Annotated in this window: 24 protein-coding genes, 2 tRNA genes and 1 pseudogene; 4 read left to right on the top strand and 23 right to left on the bottom strand. The window is 37.9% G+C overall.

The window, feature by feature from the left end; genetic code table 11:
- Positions 1-66: 66 nt before the first annotated feature.
- From hemW to TTE_RS04545, 9 genes are all read right to left on the bottom strand, one after another.
- On the bottom strand, positions 67-1,194 hold the full coding sequence (gene hemW / locus TTE_RS04585; RefSeq protein ID WP_011025327.1) for a radical SAM family heme chaperone HemW: 1,128 nt from the start codon (positions 1,192-1,194) through the stop codon (positions 67-69).
- Entirely contained in the window at positions 1,191-3,002 is a 1,812-nt protein-coding gene (gene lepA, locus TTE_RS04580; RefSeq protein ID WP_011025326.1) for a translation elongation factor 4, read from the bottom strand. Before lepA ends, hemW begins: the two co-directional genes overlap by 4 nt.
- Positions 3,003-3,025: 23 nt before the next feature.
- Entirely contained in the window at positions 3,026-3,256 is a 231-nt protein-coding gene (locus TTE_RS04575) for a hypothetical protein (RefSeq protein WP_011025325.1), read from the bottom strand.
- Between the two features lie 6 nt (positions 3,257-3,262).
- On the bottom strand, positions 3,263-4,378 hold the full coding sequence (locus TTE_RS04570) for a glycosyltransferase family 4 protein (protein ID WP_041587130.1): 1,116 nt from the start codon (positions 4,376-4,378) through the stop codon (positions 3,263-3,265).
- Positions 4,379-4,387: 9 nt separating this feature from the next.
- Positions 4,388-6,565, bottom strand: a complete 2,178-nt coding sequence (locus TTE_RS04565; protein ID WP_011025323.1) for a hypothetical protein — start codon at positions 6,563-6,565, stop codon at positions 4,388-4,390.
- A 10-nt stretch (positions 6,566-6,575) separates the two neighbouring features.
- Entirely contained in the window at positions 6,576-7,736 is a 1,161-nt protein-coding gene (gene spoIIP / locus TTE_RS04560) for a stage II sporulation protein P (RefSeq protein ID WP_011025322.1), read from the bottom strand.
- Positions 7,737-7,803: 67 nt separating this feature from the next.
- On the bottom strand, positions 7,804-8,769 hold the full coding sequence (gpr, locus tag TTE_RS04555; RefSeq protein WP_041587129.1) for a GPR endopeptidase: 966 nt from the start codon (positions 8,767-8,769) through the stop codon (positions 7,804-7,806).
- A gap of 5 nt (positions 8,770-8,774) precedes the next feature.
- Complete coding sequence (locus TTE_RS04550) at positions 8,775-9,101, bottom strand: phage holin family protein (protein ID WP_031313910.1); 327 nt, start codon at positions 9,099-9,101, stop codon at positions 8,775-8,777.
- A gap of 521 nt (positions 9,102-9,622) precedes the next feature.
- Entirely contained in the window at positions 9,623-10,906 is a 1,284-nt protein-coding gene (locus tag TTE_RS04545; protein WP_009609557.1) for an IS110 family transposase, read from the bottom strand.
- Between the two features lie 251 nt (positions 10,907-11,157).
- Between TTE_RS04545 and rpsT the strand changes: the two genes are divergently transcribed.
- Complete coding sequence (rpsT, locus tag TTE_RS04540) at positions 11,158-11,439, top strand: 30S ribosomal protein S20 (RefSeq protein WP_011025319.1); 282 nt, start codon at positions 11,158-11,160, stop codon at positions 11,437-11,439.
- Positions 11,440-11,463: 24 nt separating this feature from the next.
- Here rpsT and holA read toward each other — a convergent pair whose 3' ends face one another.
- From holA to TTE_RS04490, 10 genes and pseudogenes are all read right to left on the bottom strand, one after another.
- Positions 11,464-12,480 carry a DNA polymerase III subunit delta gene (gene holA / locus TTE_RS04535; protein ID WP_011025318.1) on the bottom strand — a complete coding sequence of 339 codons (1,017 nt, stop codon included), beginning with the start codon at positions 12,478-12,480 and terminating at the stop codon, positions 11,464-11,466.
- Positions 12,477-14,756, bottom strand: coding sequence for a DNA internalization-related competence protein ComEC/Rec2 (locus tag TTE_RS04530; protein ID WP_011025317.1), 2,280 nt, complete (start codon positions 14,754-14,756; stop codon positions 12,477-12,479). Before TTE_RS04530 ends, holA begins: the two co-directional genes overlap by 4 nt.
- A 1-nt stretch (position 14,757) precedes the next feature.
- Positions 14,758-15,480, bottom strand: a complete 723-nt coding sequence (locus tag TTE_RS04525) for an MBL fold metallo-hydrolase (protein ID WP_011025316.1) — start codon at positions 15,478-15,480, stop codon at positions 14,758-14,760.
- A 15-nt stretch (positions 15,481-15,495) separates the two neighbouring features.
- Positions 15,496-16,201 (bottom strand): annotated as a pseudogene (locus TTE_RS14600) (HAD family hydrolase).
- A gap of 95 nt (positions 16,202-16,296) precedes the next feature.
- The gene (locus TTE_RS04515) at positions 16,297-16,791 is read right to left on the bottom strand and encodes an ECF transporter S component (RefSeq protein WP_011025313.1); all 495 of its coding nucleotides are present in this window, start codon (positions 16,789-16,791) and stop codon (positions 16,297-16,299) included.
- A 120-nt stretch (positions 16,792-16,911) separates the two neighbouring features.
- Entirely contained in the window at positions 16,912-17,097 is a 186-nt protein-coding gene (locus TTE_RS04510) for an aspartyl-phosphate phosphatase Spo0E family protein (RefSeq protein ID WP_031313909.1), read from the bottom strand.
- Positions 17,098-17,154: 57 nt separating this feature from the next.
- The gene (locus tag TTE_RS04505; protein ID WP_011025311.1) at positions 17,155-17,388 is read right to left on the bottom strand and encodes a hypothetical protein; all 234 of its coding nucleotides are present in this window, start codon (positions 17,386-17,388) and stop codon (positions 17,155-17,157) included.
- Positions 17,389-17,481: 93 nt separating this feature from the next.
- Entirely contained in the window at positions 17,482-18,738 is a 1,257-nt protein-coding gene (locus TTE_RS04500; RefSeq protein WP_011025310.1) for an alanyl-tRNA editing protein, read from the bottom strand.
- Positions 18,731-19,606 carry a branched-chain-amino-acid transaminase gene (gene ilvE / locus TTE_RS04495; RefSeq protein WP_011025309.1) on the bottom strand — a complete coding sequence of 292 codons (876 nt, stop codon included), beginning with the start codon at positions 19,604-19,606 and terminating at the stop codon, positions 18,731-18,733. The genes TTE_RS04500 and ilvE overlap by 8 nt, the downstream gene beginning before the upstream one ends.
- A 109-nt stretch (positions 19,607-19,715) precedes the next feature.
- Positions 19,716-19,940, bottom strand: coding sequence for a DUF362 domain-containing protein (locus TTE_RS04490; RefSeq protein ID WP_011025308.1), 225 nt, complete (start codon positions 19,938-19,940; stop codon positions 19,716-19,718).
- 87 nt (positions 19,941-20,027) lie between these two features.
- Between TTE_RS04490 and TTE_RS04485 the strand changes: the two genes are divergently transcribed.
- Together TTE_RS04485 and TTE_RS04480 are read left to right on the top strand one after the other, a co-directional pair.
- Positions 20,028-20,101: transfer RNA gene (locus tag TTE_RS04485), tRNA-Gln, on the top strand.
- Between the two features lie 7 nt (positions 20,102-20,108).
- Positions 20,109-20,184, top strand: a tRNA-Glu gene (locus TTE_RS04480).
- A gap of 80 nt (positions 20,185-20,264) precedes the next feature.
- On the opposite strand, the gene TTE_RS04475 is transcribed toward TTE_RS04480, so the two are convergent.
- Genes TTE_RS04475 through gltX form a run of 3 tightly spaced genes read right to left on the bottom strand, consistent with a single transcriptional unit; the run spans position 20,265 to position 23,105 of the window.
- Positions 20,265-20,978, bottom strand: coding sequence for a DUF3307 domain-containing protein (locus TTE_RS04475; RefSeq protein WP_011025307.1), 714 nt, complete (start codon positions 20,976-20,978; stop codon positions 20,265-20,267).
- On the bottom strand, positions 20,975-21,607 hold the full coding sequence (locus TTE_RS04470) for a SatD family protein (RefSeq protein ID WP_011025306.1): 633 nt from the start codon (positions 21,605-21,607) through the stop codon (positions 20,975-20,977). The genes TTE_RS04475 and TTE_RS04470 overlap by 4 nt, the downstream gene beginning before the upstream one ends.
- Before the next feature lie 55 nt (positions 21,608-21,662).
- Positions 21,663-23,105, bottom strand: a complete 1,443-nt coding sequence (gene gltX, locus TTE_RS04465) for a glutamate--tRNA ligase (RefSeq protein WP_041587128.1) — start codon at positions 23,103-23,105, stop codon at positions 21,663-21,665.
- A gap of 123 nt (positions 23,106-23,228) precedes the next feature.
- On the opposite strand from gltX, the gene TTE_RS04460 reads away from it, so the two are divergent.
- A complete protein-coding gene (locus TTE_RS04460; RefSeq protein ID WP_011025304.1) occupies positions 23,229-23,711 on the top strand; it encodes a phosphatidylglycerophosphatase A family protein in 483 nt (160 codons plus the stop codon).
- Positions 23,712-23,741: 30 nt separating this feature from the next.
- On the opposite strand, the gene TTE_RS04455 is transcribed toward TTE_RS04460, so the two are convergent.
- Positions 23,742-24,800: a coiled-coil domain-containing protein gene (locus TTE_RS04455; protein ID WP_011025303.1), complete on the bottom strand. Its 1,059-nt coding sequence runs from the start codon at positions 24,798-24,800 to the stop codon at positions 23,742-23,744.
- Positions 24,801-24,856 lie beyond the last annotated feature (56 nt).

Genomic DNA, 24,856 nt, shown 5'->3' with positions numbered 1-24,856 from the left:
AGTGCTAATCCATGTTTTTAAAATACCACTCTTATAATTTTTTGTCAATACTCATTTTAGGGTGCCTTAGGGCAAGAAATCTTCAAAAATCACATTTGAAACATCTATCCCTTTCTCTGTCAGCCTCACACAATCTTTATCTTTCTCGATAAGTCCCATCTTCTCATACTTAATGAAAATCTCCTCGTACCTTTCAAACATACTGATTCCAAACCTTTTTCTGAATTCCTCTTCGCACACCCCTTTTCTCATTCTTAAGCCCAAAAACATAAATTCTGACATTTTGTCTTCAAAGCTTAAGTTTATAATCTCTTCTCTAGCATCTTTTCTTTTCAAAATGGCTTCAATATATTTCTCTATTCTTTCTACATTGTTCCACCTTGTACCTTCAAAGTAAGAGTGAGCACCTGCTCCAAAGCCTAAATATTCTCTGCACTCCCAGTACAAAATGTTGTGTCTGCACTGGTATCCTAAAAGAGCAAAATTTGAAATCTCATAATGGCAGTATCCCTTGCTTTTTAAAAACTCTATTCCCCAGTGGTACATCTTAAGTTCCTCTTCTTCTCCCACCACAGGAAGCCTATTTTCCTTATAAAGTCTTCCAAAGAGGGTATTTTCTTCCAAAATGAGGCTGTAAGTAGAGATGTGTTCAGGTTTTAATTCTACAACTTTTGTCAAAGTTTCCTGCCACTCTTCAAAACTTTGCGTTGGCAGGGCGTAAATTAAATCAACATTCACATTGTCAAAATATTTTCTCACAAGAGCGTAGTTTTCAAGAAAGTCTTCTGCTGTGTGGATTCGACCGATATACTCAAGAAGGCGATTCTGAAAAGCCTGAAGTCCCATGCTTATTCGGTTTATGCCGTTTATCTTGTAAATTTTTAATTTATCCTCTGTCAAAAGCCCGGGATTTACTTCAATTGTAATCTCAGCATCCCTCGATACATTATAGTCTTTGTGAACTTCACTTAGCACTCTTTCTACATGGGAAGGAGGGAGGAAATTGGGAGTACCTCCTCCTATATACACAGAAATAACCCTAAAGCTTCTGTCGGAATATGTTTTAACCTCTTCAAGCAAAGCCTTTAAATAGTCCTCCATCAAGTGTTCATAGCCGGCGTAAGAATTAAAATCACAGTAATAGCATTTTTTCTTGCAAAAAGGAATGTGAATGTATATACCTATTTCCCTCATTTTTGGTCATCCAACTTTAAAATTGACATAAAAGCTTCCTGCGGTATTTCCACAGTCCCTATTTGTCTCATCCTCTTTTTACCTTCCTTCTGCTTCTCCAAAAGCTTTTTCTTTCGCGTGACGTCACCGCCATAGCACTTCGCCAGCACATTCTTCCTCAAAGCCTTTACCGTCTCTCTTGCTATGATTCTAGACCCAATTGCAGCCTGTATTGGAATTTCGAATAAATGTCTCGGAATGTTCTCCTTTAACTTTTCAACTATTTTCCTTCCTTTTTCGTACGCCTTGTCCTTGTGAACTATCATGGAAAGAGCATCTACAACCTCGCCATTTACCAAGATGTCCAGCTTCACAAGGTCCGACTTCTTATATCCTTTAAATTCATAATCCAAAGAAGCGTATCCTCTAGTCCTTGACTTTAAAGCATCAAAAAAATCATAGATTATCTCATTGAGAGGCATTTCATACTTTAAAAGCACTCTCGTTTTTTCAATGTACTCCATCCCGAGATAGACTCCCCTTCTTTCCTGACAAAGTTCCATGACTGGTCCTACGTAGTCTGTTGGCACCATTATTGTGGCCTCTACAATAGGCTCTTCAATGTGGTCAATCTGGGTTGGAGGAGGCATTTTCGTAGGGTTGTCAAGCTCCAGCACTTCTCCATTAGTCTTGTAGACCTTGTAAATTACGCTGGGAGCAGTCGTCACAAGGTTTAAATTGTACTCCCTCTCTAACCTCTCCTGAACGATTTCCATGTGAAGAAGTCCTAAAAAACCGCATCTGAATCCAAAACCCAAAGCAGCAGAAGTATCTGGCTCAAACACCAGTGAAGCATCATTTAATTGAAGTTTCTCTAAAGCCTCTTTTAGATTTTCATAGTCCTCCCCGTCAGCTGGATAAATTCCGCAAAACACCATTGGGACGACCTCTTTGTAACCCGGAAGAGGCGAATCCGCCGGATTATCAGCGTCAGTTATTGTGTCTCCAACGCGGGTATCCTTCACATTTTTTATATTGGCCGCAATGTATCCTACTTCTCCTGCTTTTAATTCCTCCACAGGATAAAGGTCGGGTCTGAAACTCCCAACTTCTGTCACTTCAAACACTTTTCCTGTAGAAAACATCTTTATCCTCATGCCCCGTTTAACTTTACCGTCAACTATTCTGACAAAGCTTATGGCTCCCTTGTAGTTGTCGTAGAAAGAATCAAAAATTAAAGCTTTTAAAGGCTTGTCCTCATCTCCCTGGGGAGGCGGTATTCTTTTCACAATCGCTTCTAAAACTTCCTCTATCCCAATTCCCTCTTTAGCAGAAGTTAAAAGCGCTTCACTCGCATCTATTCCTATGATATCTTCAATCTCTCTTTTCACCCTTTCGGGGTCGGCAGATGGAAGGTCAATTTTATTTATAACAGGTATTATCTCAAGGTCGTGCTCAAGAGCCAGGTAAACGTTAGCCAAAGTCTGGGCTTCAATGCCCTGGCTTGCATCCACTACAAGCAGCGCTCCTTCACAAGCGGCAATGCTTCGAGAAACCTCATAGGTAAAATCTACGTGTCCCGGCGTATCTATCAAATTTAGCTCGTATTCGTTGCCGTCTTTGGCCTTGTAAATCATCCTCACAGGCTTTAATTTTATTGTAATGCCCCTTTCTCTTTCAAGCTCTAAGTTGTCCAAAATTTGCTTGTCCATTTCCCTTTCAGACAAAAACCCTGTCTTTTCAATGAGCCTGTCCGCTAAAGTTGACTTCCCATGGTCAATATGGGCAATGATGCAGAAATTGCGAATGTACTTCATCCTTTCAGACATTTTATTCCCCCTCTAAAATAGCGCTATTTCCTGATTATAAACTCCTTTCCCAAGACTTTAAGGAATATTTTTTCGTCAAAAAGCTCTATTTTAAAAATTCCTATCTTCCCTTCTCCACTTAAGACCCTGTTAAAATTGTAGTCGGCAGTCAAAAGCCCTATTATCACAATAACAATGTACAACAAAAGCGCAAATATTACAAGTCTTTTTCTTCTAATTTGCCTTTTCCTTTCTTTTGTCCTGGTAAGCCTCATACTCCCTCAACCCTTTATTCTCTCATACAATTCTTCAACCCTTTTGACCATCTCTTCACAGCTAAATTTTTTCGCCGCCTCTTTGCCTTTAAGAGAAAGCGTCTCTTTAAGGTGAGCATCTTTAAGAAGGCTCTTTATAGCTTTAGAAAGTGATTCTATATTTCCTTTTTCTACCAAAATGCCATTTACGCCTTCTTGTATTATCTCAGGTATTCCGCCAACGGCTGTAGCCACAACCGGCACTCCTTCATTCATCGCTTCTATTACAGATATTCCAAATCCTTCCTCATGGGAAGGAAGTACAAAAACATCTAAATTTCTCAAAAATGAAGGTATGTCATCTCTAAAGCCGAGCAAAAAAAACCTGCTTTCAAGCCCTTTTTCCTTAATCTTTTCCTCCAAACTTTTTCTATAGGGGCCATCCCCCGCCACAAAAAAGAAAACATCTGCCTCCTTTATTAGATGAGCAGCTTCTATCAAATCCTGTACTCCTTTTGAGGGGATGAGTCTGGCAATACTTCCTACAATAAAGGAGTCTTCAGGTAAATTAAACTCCTTTCTTAAATCCAATTCTCCCATCTTATAAAGAGTCTCGTCAATACAGTTATAAATCACTTCTATTCTGTCTTCCTCTATCCTTTCGCTTGCCATCATCTCTTTTTTCAGGGCTTCAGATACAGCGATAAACTGATCAGTCCTTTTATTTAAAAACTTTATCAAAAAAAGAAGCGCTCTTCTTTTCATTTCGCTCATATTGTTGTAGCCAGGAAAATTGTGAAACGTCACAATGGTTTTTACAGGCAAATTAAAGCAGGCAATCCTGCCGACAAAAGATGCCTTAAAACCGTGCATGTGCACAATGTCAGCTTTAAACTCTTTTACTATATTCCTTATTTTCTTAATAATACTTAGGTCCTCTTTTACATTGAAGCCATCTCCAATTTCAAGTTCAAAAACCTCTATCCCCTGATTTTTGAGATAGTCAATAGTATCTTTTTCAAACGAGCATACAACACCTAAACAATACTTCTCTTTATCTAAAAAGCGAAGAAGGGAGAGCAAATGCCTCTTCATCCCTCCTTCAGACTTTCTCACAATGTATAACACTCTCCTTTTATCCATAAAAACCACCTATCCTCGTTTTAATTTATCAATCACAAGGTGAAGAAAAAGAGGTCCAAAAAACACCGACATAGTAGAAGCAGCTATCACCCCAGAATCATTAAAAGCCAAAGCCATGAGCACTCCTACTAGGGTCGATATGCCTCCTTTAAAAACATAAGGATGTTCTTTTAATACCTCTATAAAAACTTCCCTTACAGCAAAGAACAAGAAAATCAAAATAGCAGAAAGTGCAAGTAAAACCCTGGACCATATAGAGTATTTTATGAGCTTGTAGTTCATCAAAAGTTTTCTCTCAAAAATTTGAAACAAAGCTTTAAAGCCGTGGCTTTTTACCAGAGCAAAAGTTTGTCCCATGTGAGTCTGCTGTGACAAAGGCTTCAAATAGTCAACATAAAAAAGCCCCGCCAAAAGCATTAAAATTGATACAGCAATAAAAGAGATTTTTTTTGCGTCAATTCTCTTGTCACTCAGTAAAAGAATTGAAATTCCAAAGGCAACAAAACCAGTTATAGCGCCCCCTACTTTGGCTCCCAGGGCTGGGGAGGCTATAAAAAATAGGACTAAGCCGTAGATAAAAAATGCCAAAAACAGAGCTGTTTTTTTAGAAAATTTCTCAAAAAGAAGCGCTGTAAAGCAGAAAGTAGCGCCGATTAAAACTCCCATGTATTCATTTCCAATGCCGTAAAAGCGCGCTCCAGCTATCACATCATAACTTAAAAGAGAATTCTTAAGCAAATGCTGCCCTGTAGCGAGGTCTACCATCAAAACAGAGGCTGTTGCTAAAGATATCCAGAAGTAAAAAGAATAACCATACTGCACAATCTTGCCCAATGTAAACACCAAAACAACACTTATGCTTATGAGAAAAAACATTGCCTTCATAAAAGTATAACAATTAAAAAGGGGCAGCAACAGAAAAGAAAGAGGCATCGCCGACACAAAAAAGAGCAAATGCTTGCTGTAATGAGAATATTTCTTTAATAAAAATGCTGCAAAACCTATGAGGATAAAAGTTCCTATTTGAAAAATTCCATAAGCTTTCAAAAAAAGCGGCCTTGAAGAATAATTAAAAACCAATTTTTCGCTTTCCCTCAATAATTCTTGAGGTGAACCTTTTACTCCAGAATTATATACAGGATGCCCCGTAACATAAGCTGGAATTGGTATACCCAAATATTTCAAAATTGTGGGCATAAAGTCTGTATTAGACACAATGCCTGTCCTTTTTGTAGTGTCTGAAATGGCGTACCCTTCTGTAAAACCCGGTCCAAATAAAATAAAAGGAGTCAAATAGCTTTTTAAAGACATATCCTTAGAAGGAGGGAGGGGAGTCAAAACTATGTACAAAGTATTAGAATCCCCTTCCTTTATAACCCTTTCAATAAAGCTGTCTGCCTCTCTCAATGCCTTTTTTCTATATTTTTCATTTATTCTATCCATTGCAAACCTTTGATAGTCATTAGCCCTTAAAGTATCCCCCAGTTGAAAGGCTATCAAGTCCATCTTGTCTTTTAACTCCAGGTATTTTTGATAAAGAAATTCGTAATCTGTGGATACGCCAAAAGGGCTCATCACATCTCTCTTCAAAACAGAATCGCTCACATCGCCAAATTCTACAATCCCTTTCTCATTCATAAATATCAAAGGAGCATACCTTTTAGGTTCAATGGTATTTCCCTCATTTCCCAAAACAGCAATCTTCTTGCCAGTATTTTCTAAGAGGTTCCCCATAGCACCCAGAATGACAATGTGATTTCTTAAAAGGTTATTTCTTTCAATTTGAGCTATATCTAAATTGACAATATTGTAAAACTGCGGCTTCAAACCGGTATTCCTTTTAAACACAGAAGCTGCTGATTCCCCATAAACCAGCTCTGAGGCGTTAAAATTTAAAAAAGCCTTTTCAGAACCTACTGCCCTTGTACCACACCCTAGGGTCATGTACACATTTTCTGGGGTCTTTGCCCCATCAGAGTTTACAGTCATCAATCCGTATGTGCCATTTTCCATCAAATACTTTATAGTGGGAAGGTCATTGGACAGGTAGTCATTTAAGTTTACTCTGTCCACTATAAAAATTATCACCTTTTTAGAATCAAAACCATAAGCCAAAGTTAGCATGAAAAATTGAAAAGATAGTGATAATACAAACGCTGCGATTAGTACTTTTCTGATTACTCTCATTTCCAACCTCCTACTTGAAGCCCTCCTGTTGTTTTATTACCTCACTTATAGCTTTTGCCAAATATTTTGTGGTAGCAATGGCTTCTTCCAGAGTATTGTAATTGCTACCCAGCTCTATGAGAATTGCCTTTTCAAGCACATGCTGATTATACTCGCTGTAGGGTTTGACCTGCACTCCCAAAGAAAGGCCGGGGTAGAGCTCATTCAACTTGTCACTTATCTTTTTTGCAAATTCATAATTTTTTCGCCAGTCCTCATTCATTTCAGGGGTTCTCCTCGAACCTATTATGAAGGAAACTCTCGCCACTTTCTCTCCGTTTATCTCTATAGTATATTTCTTCCTAAACTCTTGATTCGGCAAACTGCTAAGTGCAGGTATAGACTCCACTCCTGGTTTCATCACCGCTCCATATCCGTCTCTGTGCAGGTCAATTGCGGCTTTTATAGAAGGATACTCCTTTAAAATTCTCTTTAACGTCACCAGTGAATTAACATAAGACTTATCATAATTATAATCGTGAATGGTCTTGTCGTGCAAGACGGGAATCCCTTCTTTGATTAAATATTCAGCAAGATACTCTCCCACTTCCGCCACAGTGTAGTTTAAATCATCTGTTCTGTCGTACCCATATCTCGCAACATACCTGTTCTCTTCGGTTGCAGCAAAAGCCTCCATTGTATGAGTGTGATATATCAAAAGATAGGGCTTTGAATTATCCCCTTTTTTCTCCTCCCCAGAGGGTTCTTTTTTCTCCTCTTTTCTTTCCTCTGCTACTTTAGGCGGAGGTATTATTACCTTCTCTTCTTCGCCTTTTGTTACCTGGGTAACTTTTTGATATTTCTTGTAATCCACTTGAGCAAAAACTGGAATTTGAAATTTTATCAAATTAAGCGGGTCCTTAATCTTAGCATGCAAAAAAGCTGAAAAAGTCAAATCCTTTCCTGTATATCCACAAGATGCAAAAGCGACTTCCACCACCGGGAAAGAATAGTTAATGGAAGTCACAAAAAGGCTGTCCAACTTGTCATACTCTTCTGAAAAAGAATCCTCAATGACCTGTTTTACAGTGACTTTCTCTGGCTGTATCATCCAATTATACAAAAGCAAATTAAGGAGCACAAGTAGCAAAAAAAGCAATTTCCCTATCTTTAATATATTTCCCCTGTACAAAAGAAGCACCTCTCTTTGGTTTTATATTCATATATTTATTCCAACAAGAGGTGCTTTAGTACCATATTTAGTGAAGGAGCTGGTTCATCTCCTTCTCTGTGAGGCCTGGCTGAAGAGCCAGGTTAATTCCCCTGGAAATGACTAAAGCTATATTTTTAATCAAAAGATCTATCTCTTTTGGCGTGACCACCAGATTTTGAACATAAGGAGACAAAACCTCCTCAATTAAACTGTATTTCTCCTGCTTATTCATATTCTCTAAAACCTTGTAAAATACGCTCTCCTTACTGGTCTGTTCTGACAACTCCTTTACCAGATATTCAATAGTATCATGGGCAATTGTCACAGCATCCACCACTGTGGGCACGCCTATTGCTATTACAGGAACTCCTAAACTTTCTGAAGTAATAGAAAGCCTCCTGTTGCCTACACCCGACCCTGGGCTTATCCCCGTGTTTGAGATCTGTATTGTGGTGGAAAGCCTTTCTAACCTTCTTGAAGCTAAAGCGTCAATAGTAATAACCAGATCCGGTTTTACCCGGTCCACTACTCCTTTTAAAATTTCGGCAGTTTCAATCCCGGTTATACCCAATACCCCTGGAGAAAAAGCGCTCACAGACCTTATCTCATCTCCAAATTGTAGGGGCGCATATTCTTTAAGATGCCTTGTCACAACTATATTGGATACCACTCTTGGTCCTAAAGCATCTGGAGTTACATTCCAGTTCCCAAGCCCTACTACTAGCACATGGCTGTCCTTTTTAAGCTGTGCAAGCTCAGATATTATATTTGCCAGGACTTTTGCGACTCTCTCTTCTAAATCCAAGTCCCTTTCCAAAAGCCCAGGGGCTTCAATGGTTATATAGTCCCCTACAGGCTTCCCCATCGCCTTTTCTCCTCTTTCATCAAGTATTTTAACTCTGGTAATCTTTATCCCTTCCTCTCCTTCCTCCCTTATGCTGACTCCGGGTATTTCTCTCTCTTTATAAAGCTCGCGGGCTTCTAAAGCCAAGTCAGTTCTTATCCCAAGCACAATTATCACCTCAGCTCAGTGGGCACAAAGGCGTCTATTAAACCTATTACAAAAGCAGCCAAAAGAGCTCCTACTACAGTGGTATGGATGGTAGGAACGATGAACTGTGAAATGTATATCACAACCGCCGCTACAATAAATCCCACAATCCCACGGCTTCTTGGAGAAATGTTTTTGCCCAGTATAAGCTCCACAATATAGCCGAGTATGGCTATTACCACTGCAGAAATAAGGGCTCCCCAAAATCCTGCAACACTAAATCCGGGGACAAGATACCCTACCACCATAAGCACAATAGCAGAGACAATAAAGCGAATTATCGTCTGAAGCATCAAATCACCTCCCTCTATTATCTTTTATTTTCTCTTAATATCTTAGTTTTTCTTTAATTTTCTCATCACAACAAGAGCATCTCATGGCTTATATTACCATTTCTTACTTATCTAACCATTAAATGGGTAAGCTTAATAAACCTCATATCCTATTTCCATATTATGGCGGGATAGCTCCACTTATCTCATGGGGTTTACCCTCCCATGTCTCACTGGATCTTAGTCCTTAATTCCTTCGTTCTACCTGCCATGAGGTGGATGTCATTTCTGCTCCATTGCAGGGTCTTTGCCCGTATGGTGATTATTTTTATGACAATTCCCGCTCTTGTTGTCAATATCCCATCTCTTGATTGGTTGTTTTTGTCTTATTCCTTCTTTTACCTTTTATGTCACATCGTTCACACTTTCGCTTTTCATAAAAATCAATTTCTTCTTAAGGGTCAGCTCTTTAGATGTGACTAAGTTAAAGCTGAAGAGAAGATGATTAACCCTTAATTGATTTGATAGTATGTTGGCACTTTTTATGCAGCTTCCTGTAAGCCTGGCCTCTTTATGTCCTTCATCATCTTGATTGGGTCATATTTTACTCCTTTCTTTAATATGACATAAAATATCCTTATCAGTTTGTTGCACAATACTATTAGTGATTGCTTCTTTTTTAGCGGGTTTTGCGCTCTGGTGGTGTAATATTTGTGTAGTTCACGAAATTCTTCGTTTTTTGCGACCAAGGCCATTACTGCATTAAATAGCACACTCCTCAATCGCTTCCTCCCTCTTTTACTTATTGTCGTTTCTCCTTTATGCTTACCAGAGCTATTTTCTATTAGGTTTAATCCCCCTAGTTTTTGTATCTGTTTTGGATGTTCATATTTTTCAATATCTCCTACTTCTGCAATAAAACCTGCTACTGTGTTTACTCCTATCCCTTTGATTTCTAGTAGTTCTTTAACCCCTGGTATCTCAACTATTAATTCTTCCATCTTCTTCTCTATTTCTTCAATTTGTTTTTTTAAAAATTCGTATTGTTCAATGAGAGTCTTTATCTCGTATTCCGCCATCTTTATGCCCTGCTTCTTCCCTATGCTCTCCTTAGCAGTTTCTATCAGCTTTATAGCCCTTTTTTCTCCTACCCCTCTTTGTACTTCTTTCTTCCATATCGATATTATTTCTTCAGCACTCTTTTTTGCTATCTTCTCAGGCGTTGGAAATTCTCTTAATGTGATAAGTGCTGCTTTCCCTTCCCAGTCTGAAAATACGGTGTTAAACTCTGGAAAGTATATGTCCAACCATCTTGTTATTTGATTTTTTGTCATCCCTATTTGTTTGTTCAACCTCTCTTTTATGTCCATCGCTACCCTTAATTCCGCATATACTCCTTCAGGTATTATCGGCTCTACATATCTCCCGTCTTTTACTAGCATTGCTATTGTTTTTGGGTCTTTCTTATCGCTTTTTGTGGGAGAATTGTCATCTAATTCTTTGCTCATCTTTACATGAAATGGATTAACCAATACTACCTTTATGTTATTGTCTTTAAGGTATTGGGCAAAACACAGCCAATATTGCCCTGTCGGTTCTATCCCTACTATTAGTTTGTTTTTCTTATGTCTCTCCATCAAGTCTTTTGCCCAGTTAAGAAATTTTGTCATACCTTCTCTATTGTTTTCAAATCTCAGGTATTTCCCATATTCTACTCCTCTGTAGTCAAATGCTCTGGCATAATGGCTTTCTTTTGCTATGTCTACTCCCGCAATTAATGTGTCTCCCGTTACTTGCAAAATCTTTTCATTTTGTTTATACTTCATTTTAGGTACCTCCTGTTTATTTTGATAATTCGAGGTAAGTTCTTAAACTTACACTCTGTATTTTATCAGGAGGTACTTATTTTTTCAAAGTCCATTCTCCCTTATTTTTTATTCATTACAGGAATGCTCCTCTATTTATGATAGACAAATTGACAAATTTTATACGTTTGTGGTAAAGTAAAAGATGTATTAATTCTTGAAAAACTAATTTATTCATGGTAAAATTAAATTCGATTGAGGAGGTGGACCTTTTGGCAAACACAAAATCAGCAAAAAAGAGAATAGCCATCATTAAAAAAAGAACTCTTCGCAACAAAATGATAAAGTCAAGAGTGAAGACTTTTATAAGAAGGTTCAATGAAAGTCTGGCTACAAAAGACATAGAAGCCATCAAAGAGAGATTGAGACTGGCAGTAAAAGAGCTAGACAAAGCTGTAAGCAAAGGTGTGCTCCATAAAAACACTGCTGCCAGGAAAAAATCGAAGCTTTATGCAAAATTTAACGCTCTGCTAAAATCTGCAAGCAATGAATAAAGCGTACCTTCAAAGTACGCTTTTTTATTGCTTGCATAATTTTTTTATGAGATTTTCCAGCGCAAATGAAGGCTCTGTTCCGCTTTTTAATGCTATGTCGCACCTCAAACACTCTTTGTACGCCTTATACAAATCTTCTCTTGTAAAAAGCTTGCTCTGCCTTACGATATCATCTACAGCAAAGAAAGGAATGCCTAAGTAACTGGCTATAGACTTTTTATCGAAAGCCTTTCCTTCTAGAGATTTCAACTTTGCAATAAGCCTTATCTGCCTTGCAATCATCGTTAAGATTATAAGCGGCACTTCCCCTTTTGAAAGAAGCGCATAAAGAGCTCTATAAGCCTCTTTCTCTTTTTTCATCCCTATTGCATTCACAAGGTGAAACACGTTCTGCTGGAGAGTAACTGAAAGCACCTCTCTTGCTTCCTCCAAATCAAGCGTTTCCCCTTCTGAATAGGCTATCACTTTCTCCAGCTCGTTCACAATTGAGTAAAGGTCAGTTCCTATGTTTTTCACAAGAGATTCTACATCCTTTTTTGCAGCCTTTTTACCGTGTTTTTTTAAGAAATAGCCGGCATAATTAACTGCCTCTTCCGGAGTGAGCTTTTTAAACTCCACCACAGCAGCTTCTTTTTCCATAAACTTGTACAATTTTTTTCTCGAATCTATTTTTTCACCACTTACAACTACAACAACAAGACTAGTATTTCCTAGCACCCTGTTTTTAAAATAATCAGTAAGCCTTTTTAACTCTTTATCACCTATCTTGGAAAGCTGTTCTTCTTCATTTTTCACCACTACAATTTTATAATTTGAAAAAAAAGGGAGAGTCTCGCAATTCTCAATGATGGCTTCTACGTATTCCTCCGGATTTTCCCTCTCAATTACAATGTAATTCATATCCTCAAACTCTGGCACCAAGAGCCTTGCCTTCAACCTCTTAACAGCATCTAAAAGCAAAAATCTCTCTTCTCCGTAAAAAAGGTATAAAGGAGCTATCTGTCCCTTTTTTATGCTTTCTACAAATTCCCTATAGTTCATTCTTTCACTCCTTTTAAAAAGGGGTATATGCGAGCCTTTACTCCATCTGTCCTTACAATTACAGCACCATTTTCATCTGTCCTGTACAACTTTCCTCTCTCTTTTAAATATTTTACCACCCTCTCACTCGGCAGTCCATAACTGTTTTTCCCCACCTGAATCACAAAAACCTGAGGATCTGCCTTTTCTATAAACTCAGGAGTTGAAGAAGTACTGGAACCGTGATGGGCAACTTTTAATACGTGCGTTTTTAAATCGCTTTCCTTTAAAACCTCTTCTGCCGGCTTTTCTATATCTCCTGTAAATAGAAAACTTATATTTCCGTACCTCATCTTAAACACAAGTGCATTGTTATTTATGGGATTCTCCTCTATTAAATTGCCCGGATCTGGATGAAGAACATACACCTTTACTCCGTCTACCTCTACCTTATCTCCCTTTTTCAAAAAAATTACAGAAACTCTCTTTTTACCTGCAACCTCCATCATCTTTTTAAAATTTTGGTCCTCTACTTTCTGAACCCCTATGAATACTCTATCCACCTTCATATTCTCCAAAACCGTTATAATTCCACCTATGTGGTCAATATCTGTGTGAGAAATAAAAACAGCATCCAGTTTAATGACACCTTTATAGTACAAAAATGGAAGGAGTATGTCTTCTCCTATATCAAAAGAAGAGTTAGAAAAAACAGGATTCCCACCTCCGTCTATTAAAAAAGCTCTCCCATGAGGCGTCCTCACAAAGGTAGCATCCCCCTGCCCAACGTCCAAAAAAGTCACTTCCAAATCTTTCGGAACAAAGTAATTCCAGAAAAATAGTAAAGCAATTACCATAAAAGACGCCGCCACAGCTAATTTCTTTTTCCTCAACTCAATTCTACTTATCAAAATTCCTAAAACAATGTAATAAAGCACTATAACGATTACTGGAGGGATAAAAACATTTACACTGGCGTAAGGAAATTTTTCAAAAAAGGATGTTACCTTGAAAAGCAATTCTATAAAAGGTATGTTTATGTAATTTACAAAAACTGATGCAGTCGGAAATACAAATCCTAGAAAAGCCGATAAAAAGCTAAGGATTATAGCTATGTTTACAAGGGGAACTATTGCAATGTTTGACAAAAAAGATACAAAGGAAATGTAGTGAAAATAATACATAACAAAAGGAATCGTGCCTATTTGTGCAGACAAATTTAACGCTATTATGCCCTTCAAATAAGATGGCAATTTAAAAAGCCTTTCATCAATGGGCCTGTAAAAGTACAAGATAGCAAGAGTCGCTACAAAAGAAAGCTGAAAGCCCACATCCCACAGCATTAAAGGATTAAAGAGGAGTATTAAAAAAGCAGCAAAAGAAAGAGAATTAATTGAATTTTTATTTTTCCCGTAAGTGGCTCCAATAACAGCAATAGATGCCATTACAACCGCTCTTATGACAGGGGGATTTAGTCCTGTAAGAAAAGCATAAAAAATCAAAACAGGCAGCAAAATAAAAGCTCTGTACCTGGTCAAATGAACCAAACTCAAGATGTAAAGGACAAATCCGGAAATTATAGCCACCTGCATCCCTGCAACTGCGGTGATGTAGGATATCCCCACTGTGCGAAATTGTGTCAAAATTTGGTCATCTAGAACTTTTTCACCTAAAAAACTGGTAATGAGAAACTGAGCGTCCTTTTTAGGCATGGAAGCTAAAAAATTTTCTTTTATCCTTTCTTGAGCCCTCCAGAGAATTTCCTCAAATAGATTTGCTCTTCTTCCTATAATAGAAGTACCATAGGGATGGATGCGCATAACTGCATAAATTCCTTTTTTCCTCAAAAAAAGCTGATAATCGAATCCTCCTGGATTTGAGCTGGGCTTCGGAAGTGAGACAATTCCTCTCACTTCCACAATATCCCCTTTTTTAGGATATTCTCCCCCGTACTGGGTTATTAATATCTTGGGCAAATTTTCAGGCTTTACCACATACTTTGCGTATCCTTCTTCCTCTTTAACATCGCAAACCTTCCCTTTTATGGCAATAAATTTTCCATCTAGCCTTTCATATGGATTAGGAGCATTAAGCGCAAATCCAGTCAAAATAGCACCTAAAAGTGCAAAAGGCAAAATCAAAAGCAAACTCACGTTTTTACCCTTTTTATAAACAAAAAACAAGACAACCACTGAAGCCGCCATTAAAGTAAGAAAAACATAAGGCAAAAATAAAAACCTTCCAAGCAAAATACCTAAAGAAAAAAAAGTAGTTATATACAAAAAAGGTGCTTCCATACTAGATCACGTAAACTTCAAAATCTCTCGCAATCTCTGTATTTTCAAAAACTTTTTTTGCTTCGTCATAATAGTCTTTTATCGATATAAGAGGTGACAGGTGTGTCAAAATAAGCTTTTTACATCCAGCTTTTTTAGCTATTTCTGCGGCTTCAGCAGCAGTCATATGAGGTCCTTGCATCCCTGTGAGAAAATTCCCATCGCATAAGAGCAAATCCGCTCCTTCAGCAAGGGCAATTAGTTCCTCAGTGTAGACTGTATCGGCACTGTATACAAAAATCTTATCACCTTTTTTCATTTTCACCGCATAAGTCTCAACAGGATGGTTCATTTTTTTAAAAGAAATTTCAATTTCCCCTATGTTAAGCACTGTTTCCTCATTTATCGTGTGAATTTTAAAAACATCCTTAAACTTAAGTTCTTCCAGCACATTTTCTGGAGTAGCCGGACAATACACATTTACAGGGTCATTTACTGTCCCTCTGGCCCTTAAAATATCCAGTGCATACCTTAAAACTAACATGTCCGACATATGGTCAGAATGAAGGTGTGACAAAATCACATGCTTTAATTCGTTAAGGTCATAATATCGCTGATACCTGCTTATCACTCCACTTCCACAATCTAATAAGATGTGAGTATCCTCATCCTCCACTATGTATCCAGAAGTAGCGCCATAAGGAGCGGGAAAAGGTCCATAAAAGCCCAAAACAGTTATCTTCATCTCATAGCTACCTCCTTAAAGCTTTGATACGAATTCGTAGAAATCTTTATAACTTCCTCTCTGGGTGGCAACTATCTTTTTTGAATTTCTATTTATCATGTAATCCTCAATCAAATAAGTCTTCATTCCCAGCTTAAAAGCGATCAAATCCTCCTCAACGTCATTTCCCACCATGTAGCAGTTTTCTGCTTTCTTCCCTATTCTTTCGAGTATCTCCTCATAGTACTGTATGTGAGGCTTACAAAAGTGCATGTTTTCATAAGTCGTTATAAAATCAAAGCAATCCTCTTCAAGCCCTGCCCATTTAATCCTCTCTATTATTGCAATTTCTGGAAAAACTGGATTGGTAGCCAGCACAATTTTGTAACCCTTCTTTTTTTAAAATTTCCAGAGATTTTTTCACATATTCATTAGGCATAATATTTTTGCCCAATTCCTTGTACTCATTCAAGTAGAACTCTTCAAAAAGCGCTTCTATCTCTTCTTGGGGGTAATTCACCATCTTAAGAAAGGAATCAAAAAAGGCCTCTTTATTCGTCTTAGAAGGGTCTAAATTGTTTATCATATCCATGCTAGCCTGATAAATGCTTTTAAAGAGGAAATGCGGGTCAAAGTAGGAAGAAAGCTTCTTAGTAAGGCTTAAAAAATATTCATCAAGCATCTTATCCGTATCTACAGGAAGAAGGGTGCCATCCAAGTCGAAGAGAAAAGTATCTACCATTTTTTATCACCTCAAAATTGCTCTTTCCAAACATAATCATATATTTTTGCACAAAAAAAAGCAAGGGCATATACCCTCGCTCATGCTCTTAAAACCTATTTTGTTCGCGTTACCAGAGGAGTTACCGCTTTTATAAGGGTATAACCTATTATTATGCTGGAAAAACCTTGAATCAAATTGCTCGGCACATCCACTAAAGATGCCTTAAAGCCGTACATGATTCCTCCAGCAATGTAATACCCCAAAACCATCCACAAAGCTCCTACAAGAAGAGAAAATATTTTTGCATATTCGCTGTGCCCTTTATACAAAATTCCCACAATGAGTCCTTCTAAACCCTTTATCACTAGCGTCCATGGAGCCCAGTAAGCGTAACCAGAAAGAAGGTCTGCCAGACTAGAACCTAATCCTCCTGAAATAAAGCCCATAGCCGGGCCGAAAAGGGCTGATGTCAGAAATATAAAAGAATCTCCTACATTTATATACCCTTTTGTAGCTGGCGTCGGTATCTGAATCACCATCGTGCCGATTGTCACTAACGCCATCATAAAAGCCCCGTAGACGATCTTTTTCACATTGTCCTTTTCCATGTCTCATACCCCCATATAAGTGTATGCACCATAAGTACATTATATCATACAATTGTAATGATTCAATCATAACAATATAATAACAAAAAGAAAAAGCCTCTTAAAAGAGGACACAAAAATTTATAAATAATTGCCAGCAGCAGAATAGTCATCTTTTTTGCTGATTATATAAGAGACTATCAAAGCGTCTAATTTTCGGCTTATATCAAGAACCTTCTCATAATCGATCTCATCTTTCGTGACCAGATTATCCAGTTCTCTCCTTAAATTGCTTATCTGCTTCTCCAATGCTTCGTTATTTTTCATGCCGGCTACCCCTCTACATGAATTGGTATATACAATTTTACCATGGTAATACAAAAATTACAAGAGGTTTTGCTGAGAAGTTTGCGCCAATTTATTGACTATTCCTGATAATTTCTCGTAGATTTCTATTATTTCTCGCCCATACTTCATTTTCCAATCCTCTTCTTCCTCTTTAACCTCCAGTCCCCTGTTAGTAAAAAGCCAATGCAAAGTTTCATCGCTCTTTATCTTTGCTTTTAGAATCTCCATGTTCATCTTGAGCTCTTCTGAAATTATCCTCTCTCTATCCATCCTTATCTCCCCATCTCTTTTTAGAATTAGCGTTTTGCGTTATATAATATATTCTATATATGTTATAATTTTCCTTCTACTTTTTAGAATTTTTTACATTTTATTTATTTCCTCAATTACAAACTTCAGTGCCTTGTCCATTGCCAATTCCAATCGAGATGGGGAACCTCCACCTTGACAAAACTGCGCACTTCCTCCACCTTTCCCATCAAAGGTCCTCAATACTTCCTTAAAAAAACCATTTACTACTATATCTACGTCATAAGACCTTGCTACGACGATATCTGCGACATCCCCTCTTTTATTGCCTAAAATGGCTACAGACTTGCTTTCAGCAGTTACAAATTTGCCCAGCATTTTTAAATCTTCCGGGTCTCTTCCCTCGTATAAGCTGTAAACAATGTGAATTCCACCGTACAGTTCAGATTTTTTAACCAGATTTTCTGCTTCTTCCTTTAATATCTTTTCTTTTAAGAAATTTACCTCTCTTTTTGCTTCCCTGTAATCTTCAAGCAATTTCTGCAAATGTTCTGCAATACCTTCTTCCTTCTCAGAAAGCACCTGTATCAAGAAATTTACCAAACTATTCTTTTTCTGATAATCTTCTAATGCTCTAAAACCGCAAACAAATTCAAGCCTTGCCCCTTTATTTGTCCTTTCCCACTTTTTTATTTTTAGAATTCCAATCTCTCCCGTATTTTTTACATGAGTACCTCCGCAAGGAGAATAATCAATTCCTTCTATCTCCACTATCCTTATATTTTCCTTCACTTGAGGCTTTTTCCTTAAAGGCAATTTAGAAATAAGCTTTTCATCTGCAAAGTAGCTTTTCACTGCAAGATTTTTATATATGAGTCCATTAACTTCTTTTTCTACCTCGTGAATTTCTTCTTCAGTAAAGAACTCTTTTGTAACTGTAATATGAGATGAATTTTCACCTATAGAAAAACTCTCTGTATCTGCGCCATATTTTTTCAGCAAAACAGAAGACAGAAGGTGCTGTCCTGTGTGCTGCTGCATATGGTCAAATCGCCTGTCCCAATCTATCACACAGTGGACTCTTTCACCTTCTGGGAAATCCTCTACTACGTGGTAAACCTCTCCTTTTTTCTCATAAGCCTTTATTACACTTTTACTTCCTATCTTCCCAGTGTCAGAAGGCTGTCCGCCGCCCTCTGGATAGAAATAAGTTCTATCTAAAACTACAGTTTTTTCTCCATCTTTTTCTTCTCTCTTTAAAATGACAGCTTCAAATTCTTTAACATAGCTATCCTCATAAAAAAGCTTATCCATCCTCTTCACCCTTTCGCTGTATGAATAAGATTGCACAGGATGCGCAATCTTATTCATACACCTTTGTGCCCAAAACTTTTGTAAGCTTTCTAAATTCCTCTATTATTTTCTTGGTTATAGGTCCTGGTTTTCCGTCTCCTATAACTCTGTGGTCCACTTCTACCACAGGAATTGCTTCTGCTGCTGTACCTGTAAGGAAGCATTCATCAGCTGTGTACACATTAAACAGAGAAAAGTATTTTTCTTCGAAAGGAATGTTAAGCTCTCTGGCTATGTCAATCACTGTAGCTCTCGTAATTCCTCCTAATGCCCCAACGGCTGAAGGTGGAGAATACAAAACCCCGTTGGAGATTATAAAAATATTGTCGCCTGTGCACTCTGCCACATAACCCTCTTGATTTAAAATCAAAGCCTCAGGGTATCCAGCTTTTACTGCTTCAATCTTAGCTAAGATGTTGTTTAAATAGTTCAAAGACTTTATTTGCGGGTCCAATGACTGTATTGAATTTCTTCTAAAGGAAGATGTTATAATTTTAAGACCCGTCTCATACATAGATTCTGGATACAAGGCGATTTTATCTGCAATTATCACGACTGTAGGTTTAGGACATTTATAAGGGTCAAGTCCTAAATCCCCTTTTCCTCTTGAGACAACCAACCTTATGTAAGCATCTCTTAAATTATTAATTCTCACTGTTTCCACGACTTTTTCTTTCATCTCTTCCATAGAAAGAGGAATGTCCAAAAGAAGCACTTTTGCCATACTGTAAAGCCTCTTTAAATGCTCATCCAATTTAAATATGACTCCGTCGTAAACCCTTATCCCCTCAAAAATTCCGTCCCCATAAAGGTAGCCATGGTCAAAAACTGATACACAAGCTTTTTCGCTGTCCACAAACTCTCCATTTACATATACTAATCCCATACCTCCGACTCCTCCTTTTTCTTTTAAATTAATTTAGCAAAATTTTATCACTTTAAAAGGCATTAGTCAATGTAAAATAAAAAATCCCCCCATTTGGGGGTATATATTTTTACTCGGCTTTTATAGCACCAGTAGGGCATACCGCCTCGCAAGCACCGCAGTCAATGCATTTTTCAGGGTCAATCTCGTACTTTCCGTCCCCTTCATAAATCGCATCTACCGGACACTCAGCGGCACAAGCGCCACAGCTTATGCATTCTTCAGTTATGTAGTGAGCCACATTTCTCCCCTCCTTGTATACAGTATGTACGTCTACAGCAAAATTATAAATCATTTACACAGAATTGTAAACAATAAAAATAAAAAAGAGGGGTCTTGTCAAAATAAAAAACCTATGCTATAATAACATTCGTCAGGGCGCTGCCGAATGGTGTAATGGTAGCACAGGTGACTCTGGATCACCTGGTCTAGGTTCGAGTCCTAGTTCGGCAGCCAATTTTTTGGCCCCATCGTCTAGCGGCCTAGGACACCGCCCTCTCACGGCGGAGACAGGGGTTCGAGTCCCCTTGGGGCTACCAAGCTTGAAAATACTGATATTGCAAGTTTTTGGTACCTCCCTTAAATCGCCTGGTACGACGCTTCTTAAGGGGAGGTGTTTTTATATTTGGTACAAGAACCTTATGAGAATTCCTCCCAAAAGTGCAAGCAACATGCTAAGCATTGTACCAATTAGATAATATTCTGCAAAGTTTTTGTCATCAAGCTCTTTATACCGTGCTATAGATTTTGCAGCTATTACAAAACCTGCTGCAGCTACTTGACCCATAGCTACTAAAGTCGTCATTAAAATCCTCTCTATTATTCCTATTATCCTTCCTGAAGTGGTAATTTCTGCTCTGGGAATGTACACAAGAGGGCTTAAAAGTGCGTATTTTATAAAAATTGCTCCTCCGAACACAACGTAAACATAGACTGTAAGAGTTGAAAATACTTGAAAATAGAGTTGCAAGTAAGCTCCCAAAAAGAAAGGCCTTAAGAAATCTGCAATTGCCAATCCTATTAAAACTATACTGAAAATGTGAAAAAATTGATCTAAGACAAAAGAAGTTAAACTTTCACTTTTAAACAGCTTGTACTTTCCCCAGTCAATCAAGATGTGGAGTATAGATAGAATCACGAGATAAGGAAAAGCCTTTGCTGTAAAAAAGGCCATCAGAACTATATTAAGGCTTAAAACGATTAAAAAATGCTCTATAAATCCTTTAAAATTTCCACCTCCTTTTCTTTTCACCATTTTCTCTGTCTGAAATATGTAGTCACTCAGCCCGTGAGAAAAAAGCAATAAAATTATTGCAAAAAGTAACACTTTCACTTGTCTTTTTCCCCCTCCAGGGCAAATTTTAAAAGTTTTACAATCGCTTTTTCACCCTCTACCACTGCTGGCCATCTGGCTGCATGGCATCTCTTTGAAACGTTTTGCGGCGCTACTTTCAAAATCTCTCCTGCTTTCTGATATGTCCCATAAATCTCGTAAGCAATCACGGCCTCCCACTGCCCCATAGTCCATTTTGACTCTAACGCGTCAATAAGTGCAAATAAAGCTGTAGCAGTACCTTCTACAAAGGGATTCCCCATTTTAACCACAGTCAAAACATTATCACCGCAGGAAGTTAAAGCTTCTCTCGCTCTGTAAAAAGCCTCTCCATCCATTTCCCAAGAAGTGCTTTTTACCTCTGTAGAAATCCCACCTATGCCTATGCCAATTCTTAAAATAGCTGGCAGGAAGCTATACCTTAACCTCCTCACTGCTTTAGGCAGAAAATCTGCATCAGCCACAAGTCCCTGAATTTCGTCTCCTCTCATAAGTGAAAAAGGCACAGAAAGGCTCTCAGAGCACAAATTATTCGCTTTATTTACTGCTTCTAAAAAGAATTCTCGCCGCATTCCCTTTTTTAAAAGCTCTCTTGACCTTACTATGTCAGCAGTAATCACAAAGTACATTTTATTTCACCCTTTCATGGGTTAAAAGGATGATATCACCCCTGTATAGGTGATATCATCCTTTTATGTTTTCTTCAATGAATTTTATAGCCCTTTCAATTCGAGCAACTGTCTTTTCTTTGCCCAAAAATTCCATTATATCAAATAGCCCTGGCCCAAAAGTTCTGCCAGAAATAGCTAATCTTGTCGGGTGGAAAAGAGCGCTACTGGATATGCCCAACTCTTCAACCAATTTTCTGTAAGCCTCTTCAGCAGTAAATTTATTAAAAGGCTCCAAATTTTTCAGCGTTTCAGCTGCCTTTTTAAGAATGTCCACTACCCCTTCTTTGGTAAAGTATTTTTGCACGCCCTTTTCCTCGTAGCTCTCTACTTCTTTAAAATAATACGTCATAGCATCTGCTATATCCACAAGCGTTTTTTCCCTCTCTCTCACTACACTCACTATCTTTTTTATATACTCGTAATCGTAATTTTCACCTATTAGCCCTTTTTTCTGCAAAAACGGTATTATAGCTTGTGTCAATTTATCGAGGTCATAGCTTCTAATGTAGTGGCCATTTATCCAGGTAAGCTTTTGAACATCGTAAACCGCTGGATTTTTGGAAACCCTCTCTAGAGAAAATTCCCTTATGCTTTTTCTCACGTCAAAAATTTCTTCCCCATCTAGAGGAGCCCATCCCAAAAGAGTGATGTAGTTCACAATCGCCTCAGGCAGATACCCCTGGTCTCTGAATTCCTGAACAGAGGTAGCCCCATGCCTTTTTGAAAGTTTAGTCCTGTCAGGAGCCAAAACCATGGACACATGGGCAAATTGGGGCAATGGCACTCCTAACGCTTCGTAGATGAGTATCTGCTTGGGGGTGTTAGAAAGATGCTCTTCCGCCCTTATAATATGGGTAATTCCCATCTGGTAGTCATCCACGACTGTAGCGAAATTGTAAGTCGGCATCCCATCTGACTTCATTATTATAAAGTCATCAATTGTAGAATTGTCAAACTCAACATCTCCCCTTATTATGTCATGGACGACAGTTTTTCCTTCTCTCGGCGTTTTCAAGCGTATGACAGGCTTCTTACCCTCTTTGAGGTAATTCTCTATCTGTTCTTTTGTCAAATTCCTGCACTTTCCTGTGTACATAAAAGGCCTGCCTTCTCTTTCCGCCTGCTTTCTCATCTCTTCCAGCTCTTCTTTTGTGCAGAAACAATAATAGGCTTTCCCCTCTTCAAGCAGTTTATTTGCAAACTTCCTATATTCATCCAATCTCTGGGACTGATATATAGGCCCTTCATCCCAATCAATTCCCAGCCACTGAAGTCCTTCTAGTATTCCCCTCATAGATTCTTCTGTAGACCTTTCTAAATCTGTGTCATCAACCCTTAAAATAAATTTGCCGCCGTGATGCCTGGCAAAAAGCCAGTTAAAAAGCGCTGTTCTCGCTCCACCTATGTGCAAACTACCCGTAGGACTTGGCGCAAATCTCACTCTGACTTCGCTCATCATCTCACCTTCTTCTATAGGTTTAAACTATTTTTGATTATACTTTAACTGATTTATTTTTTCAAGAAAATAAAAATGTGGTATAATTGGTATATGTAAAATTTTTTAAAGGAGCTGTTTTTTATGAAGGACATAGCCATAGCCTTATTAAAAGAAAGAGGAGTTAACCTAGAAGATATGGCTGTTTTAGTCTTAGACCTTCAGAAAAAGTATTACGAAGATTTAACGATTGAAGAGTGCATAGAAAACCTTCATCACGTGCTGGAAAAAAGAGAAGTACAAAACGCAATACTTACAGGAATAGCTCTGGACAAATTGGCTGAACAAGACCTCTTAGAGGAACCTCTTCTATCCATCCTAAAAAGAGATGAACCTTTATACGGTATTGATGAAATTCTTGCTTTGGGCATAACAAATGTGTACGGTTCTATTGGACTCACAAACTTTGGATATTTGGATAAAGTCAAGCCGGGAATAATTGGCAAATTAAATGCAGAAAAAGAAAAAAGGTGCAACACCTTTATAGACGACTTGGTAGCCGCAATAGTAGCTGCCGCATGCGCCAGAATAGCCCACTCAAGAAAAAGCAGTCTCCCCTCTGACTAATCAGAAAGAGGGGAGCTTTTTTAAGCTTTCTCATTTCTTCAGCAAAATCTTTACATATCCATCTTCTGTTGAAACCTGCTTTAACTTCCAACCTTCTAAAGGTATATTAAAATTTAATCTGGTATCATAACCTTCTATTAGCTTTTCAAGAAAGCTCCCTTCAATCAAAATCCCCTGAACATTTATGGACATAAACTTAAGCTTTATCTTGTCATCTTCTATTTCAAAATTCCCTTTCGCAAGGTATTTTCCTTCTTCTTTTACTTCAAATCCCTCTTTTTTAAAAACTACTTCCACATTCTTTAACCTTTCATCAAAGGACTGCACAAGCTCTGTCACATCTTTGTCATAAAAAGAAGCTTCAGCACTGAAAAAAGAAAACTTTAGATCTTTAGGCTGGAGATTTCCCCACGGAAGCTTAGAAATACTGCTCAGCAAAAAATCTAGAGAAGAAAGAGAAGAACTTGTGTTTTCCACTATCTCCAATATTTTCTGATAATTGGATAACTTCTTCCTTATCTCCTCTAAAATTTTATCTTTGTTGGCTCTTAAGTCCTCTATTTTCTTTATTACCTTCTTCTCTTCTTCCTGCTTTTTTAAAAGTTCTTCCTTCTTAAGGGTAAGCTGCTTTTCCTCTTCTTTTTTGTACTTTACCAGATTATACAAGTTCTCGAGCTTGTCATAATAGTAGTTTGTGATTATATCAACATAAATCAGCCTGTGAAGAAGTTCGCTCGCATTATCTGCCATCAGCAAAAGAGATAAAATCGCATTAGTCCCTGACATGTACAAAAACCTAAACCAGGTCTTTATAGTATCCTTTTCTTTATCTATCTCTTCGGAAGTTCTGTTAATTTCTTCTGTCTTTTCTTTTATGCTCTCATTCAGCTCTTCAATTTCATCAGAAATTTCTTCTAACGCTTTTTCTGACTTGAGTTTTTCAACATCTAATTTAAGTATTTCCAAAATTACTTCCTGCTCTTTCTGTTTTAGCTGGTAAAATTCTCCCACTTCCCCTTCTTGACCTTTTACCATGAGTAAACTAAACACAAAAAAAATTGCAATTGCAAGCGAAATTACCCTTTTCATAGCACCCCTCATTTATATGTAATTTTTTGTTCCATATGGAACTAAATTCTATTCAT

It is taken from the genome of Caldanaerobacter subterraneus subsp. tengcongensis MB4 (assembly GCF_000007085.1).
GTDB lineage: Bacteria > Bacillota > Thermoanaerobacteria > Thermoanaerobacterales > Thermoanaerobacteraceae > Thermoanaerobacter > Thermoanaerobacter subterraneus.
This window is presented reverse-complemented; position numbering and strand designations above follow the sequence as displayed.

Coding starts and splice junctions, on each gene's coding strand:
- hemW (WP_011025327.1), bottom strand. CDS start 1,194: ATGAGGGAAATAGGTATATACATTCACATTCCTTTTTGCAAGAAAAAA.
- lepA (WP_011025326.1), bottom strand. CDS start 3,002: ATGTCTGAAAGGATGAAGTACATTCGCAATTTCTGCATCATTGCCCAT.
- TTE_RS04575 (WP_011025325.1), bottom strand. CDS start 3,256: ATGAGGCTTACCAGGACAAAAGAAAGGAAAAGGCAAATTAGAAGAAAA.
- TTE_RS04570 (WP_041587130.1), bottom strand. CDS start 4,378: ATGGATAAAAGGAGAGTGTTATACATTGTGAGAAAGTCTGAAGGAGGG.
- TTE_RS04565 (WP_011025323.1), bottom strand. CDS start 6,565: ATGAGAGTAATCAGAAAAGTACTAATCGCAGCGTTTGTATTATCACTA.
- TTE_RS04550 (WP_031313910.1), bottom strand. CDS start 9,101: ATGCTTCAGACGATAATTCGCTTTATTGTCTCTGCTATTGTGCTTATG.
- TTE_RS04545 (WP_009609557.1), bottom strand. CDS start 10,906: ATGAAGTATAAACAAAATGAAAAGATTTTGCAAGTAACGGGAGACACA.
- holA (WP_011025318.1), bottom strand. CDS start 12,480: ATGAACTATAGGGAATTTGTAGAAAGCATAAAAAAGGGACAGATAGCT.
- TTE_RS04530 (WP_011025317.1), bottom strand. CDS start 14,756: ATGGAAGCACCTTTTTTGTATATAACTACTTTTTTTTCTTTAGGTATT.
- TTE_RS04525 (WP_011025316.1), bottom strand. CDS start 15,480: ATGAAGATAACTGTTTTGGGCTTTTATGGACCTTTTCCCGCTCCTTAT.
- TTE_RS04515 (WP_011025313.1), bottom strand. CDS start 16,791: ATGGAAAAGGACAATGTGAAAAAGATCGTCTACGGGGCTTTTATGATG.
- TTE_RS04510 (WP_031313909.1), bottom strand. CDS start 17,097: ATGAAAAATAACGAAGCATTGGAGAAGCAGATAAGCAATTTAAGGAGA.
- TTE_RS04505 (WP_011025311.1), bottom strand. CDS start 17,388: ATGGATAGAGAGAGGATAATTTCAGAAGAGCTCAAGATGAACATGGAG.
- TTE_RS04500 (WP_011025310.1), bottom strand. CDS start 18,738: ATGAATAAGATTGCGCATCCTGTGCAATCTTATTCATACAGCGAAAGG.
- ilvE (WP_011025309.1), bottom strand. CDS start 19,606: ATGGGATTAGTATATGTAAATGGAGAGTTTGTGGACAGCGAAAAAGCT.
- TTE_RS04490 (WP_011025308.1), bottom strand. CDS start 19,940: ATGATTTATAATTTTGCTGTAGACGTACATACTGTATACAAGGAGGGG.
- TTE_RS04470 (WP_011025306.1), bottom strand. CDS start 21,607: ATGTACTTTGTGATTACTGCTGACATAGTAAGGTCAAGAGAGCTTTTA.
- gltX (WP_041587128.1), bottom strand. CDS start 23,105: ATGAGCGAAGTCAGAGTGAGATTTGCGCCAAGTCCTACGGGTAGTTTG.
- TTE_RS04460 (WP_011025304.1), top strand. CDS start 23,229: ATGAAGGACATAGCCATAGCCTTATTAAAAGAAAGAGGAGTTAACCTA.
- TTE_RS04455 (WP_011025303.1), bottom strand. CDS start 24,800: ATGAAAAGGGTAATTTCGCTTGCAATTGCAATTTTTTTTGTGTTTAGT.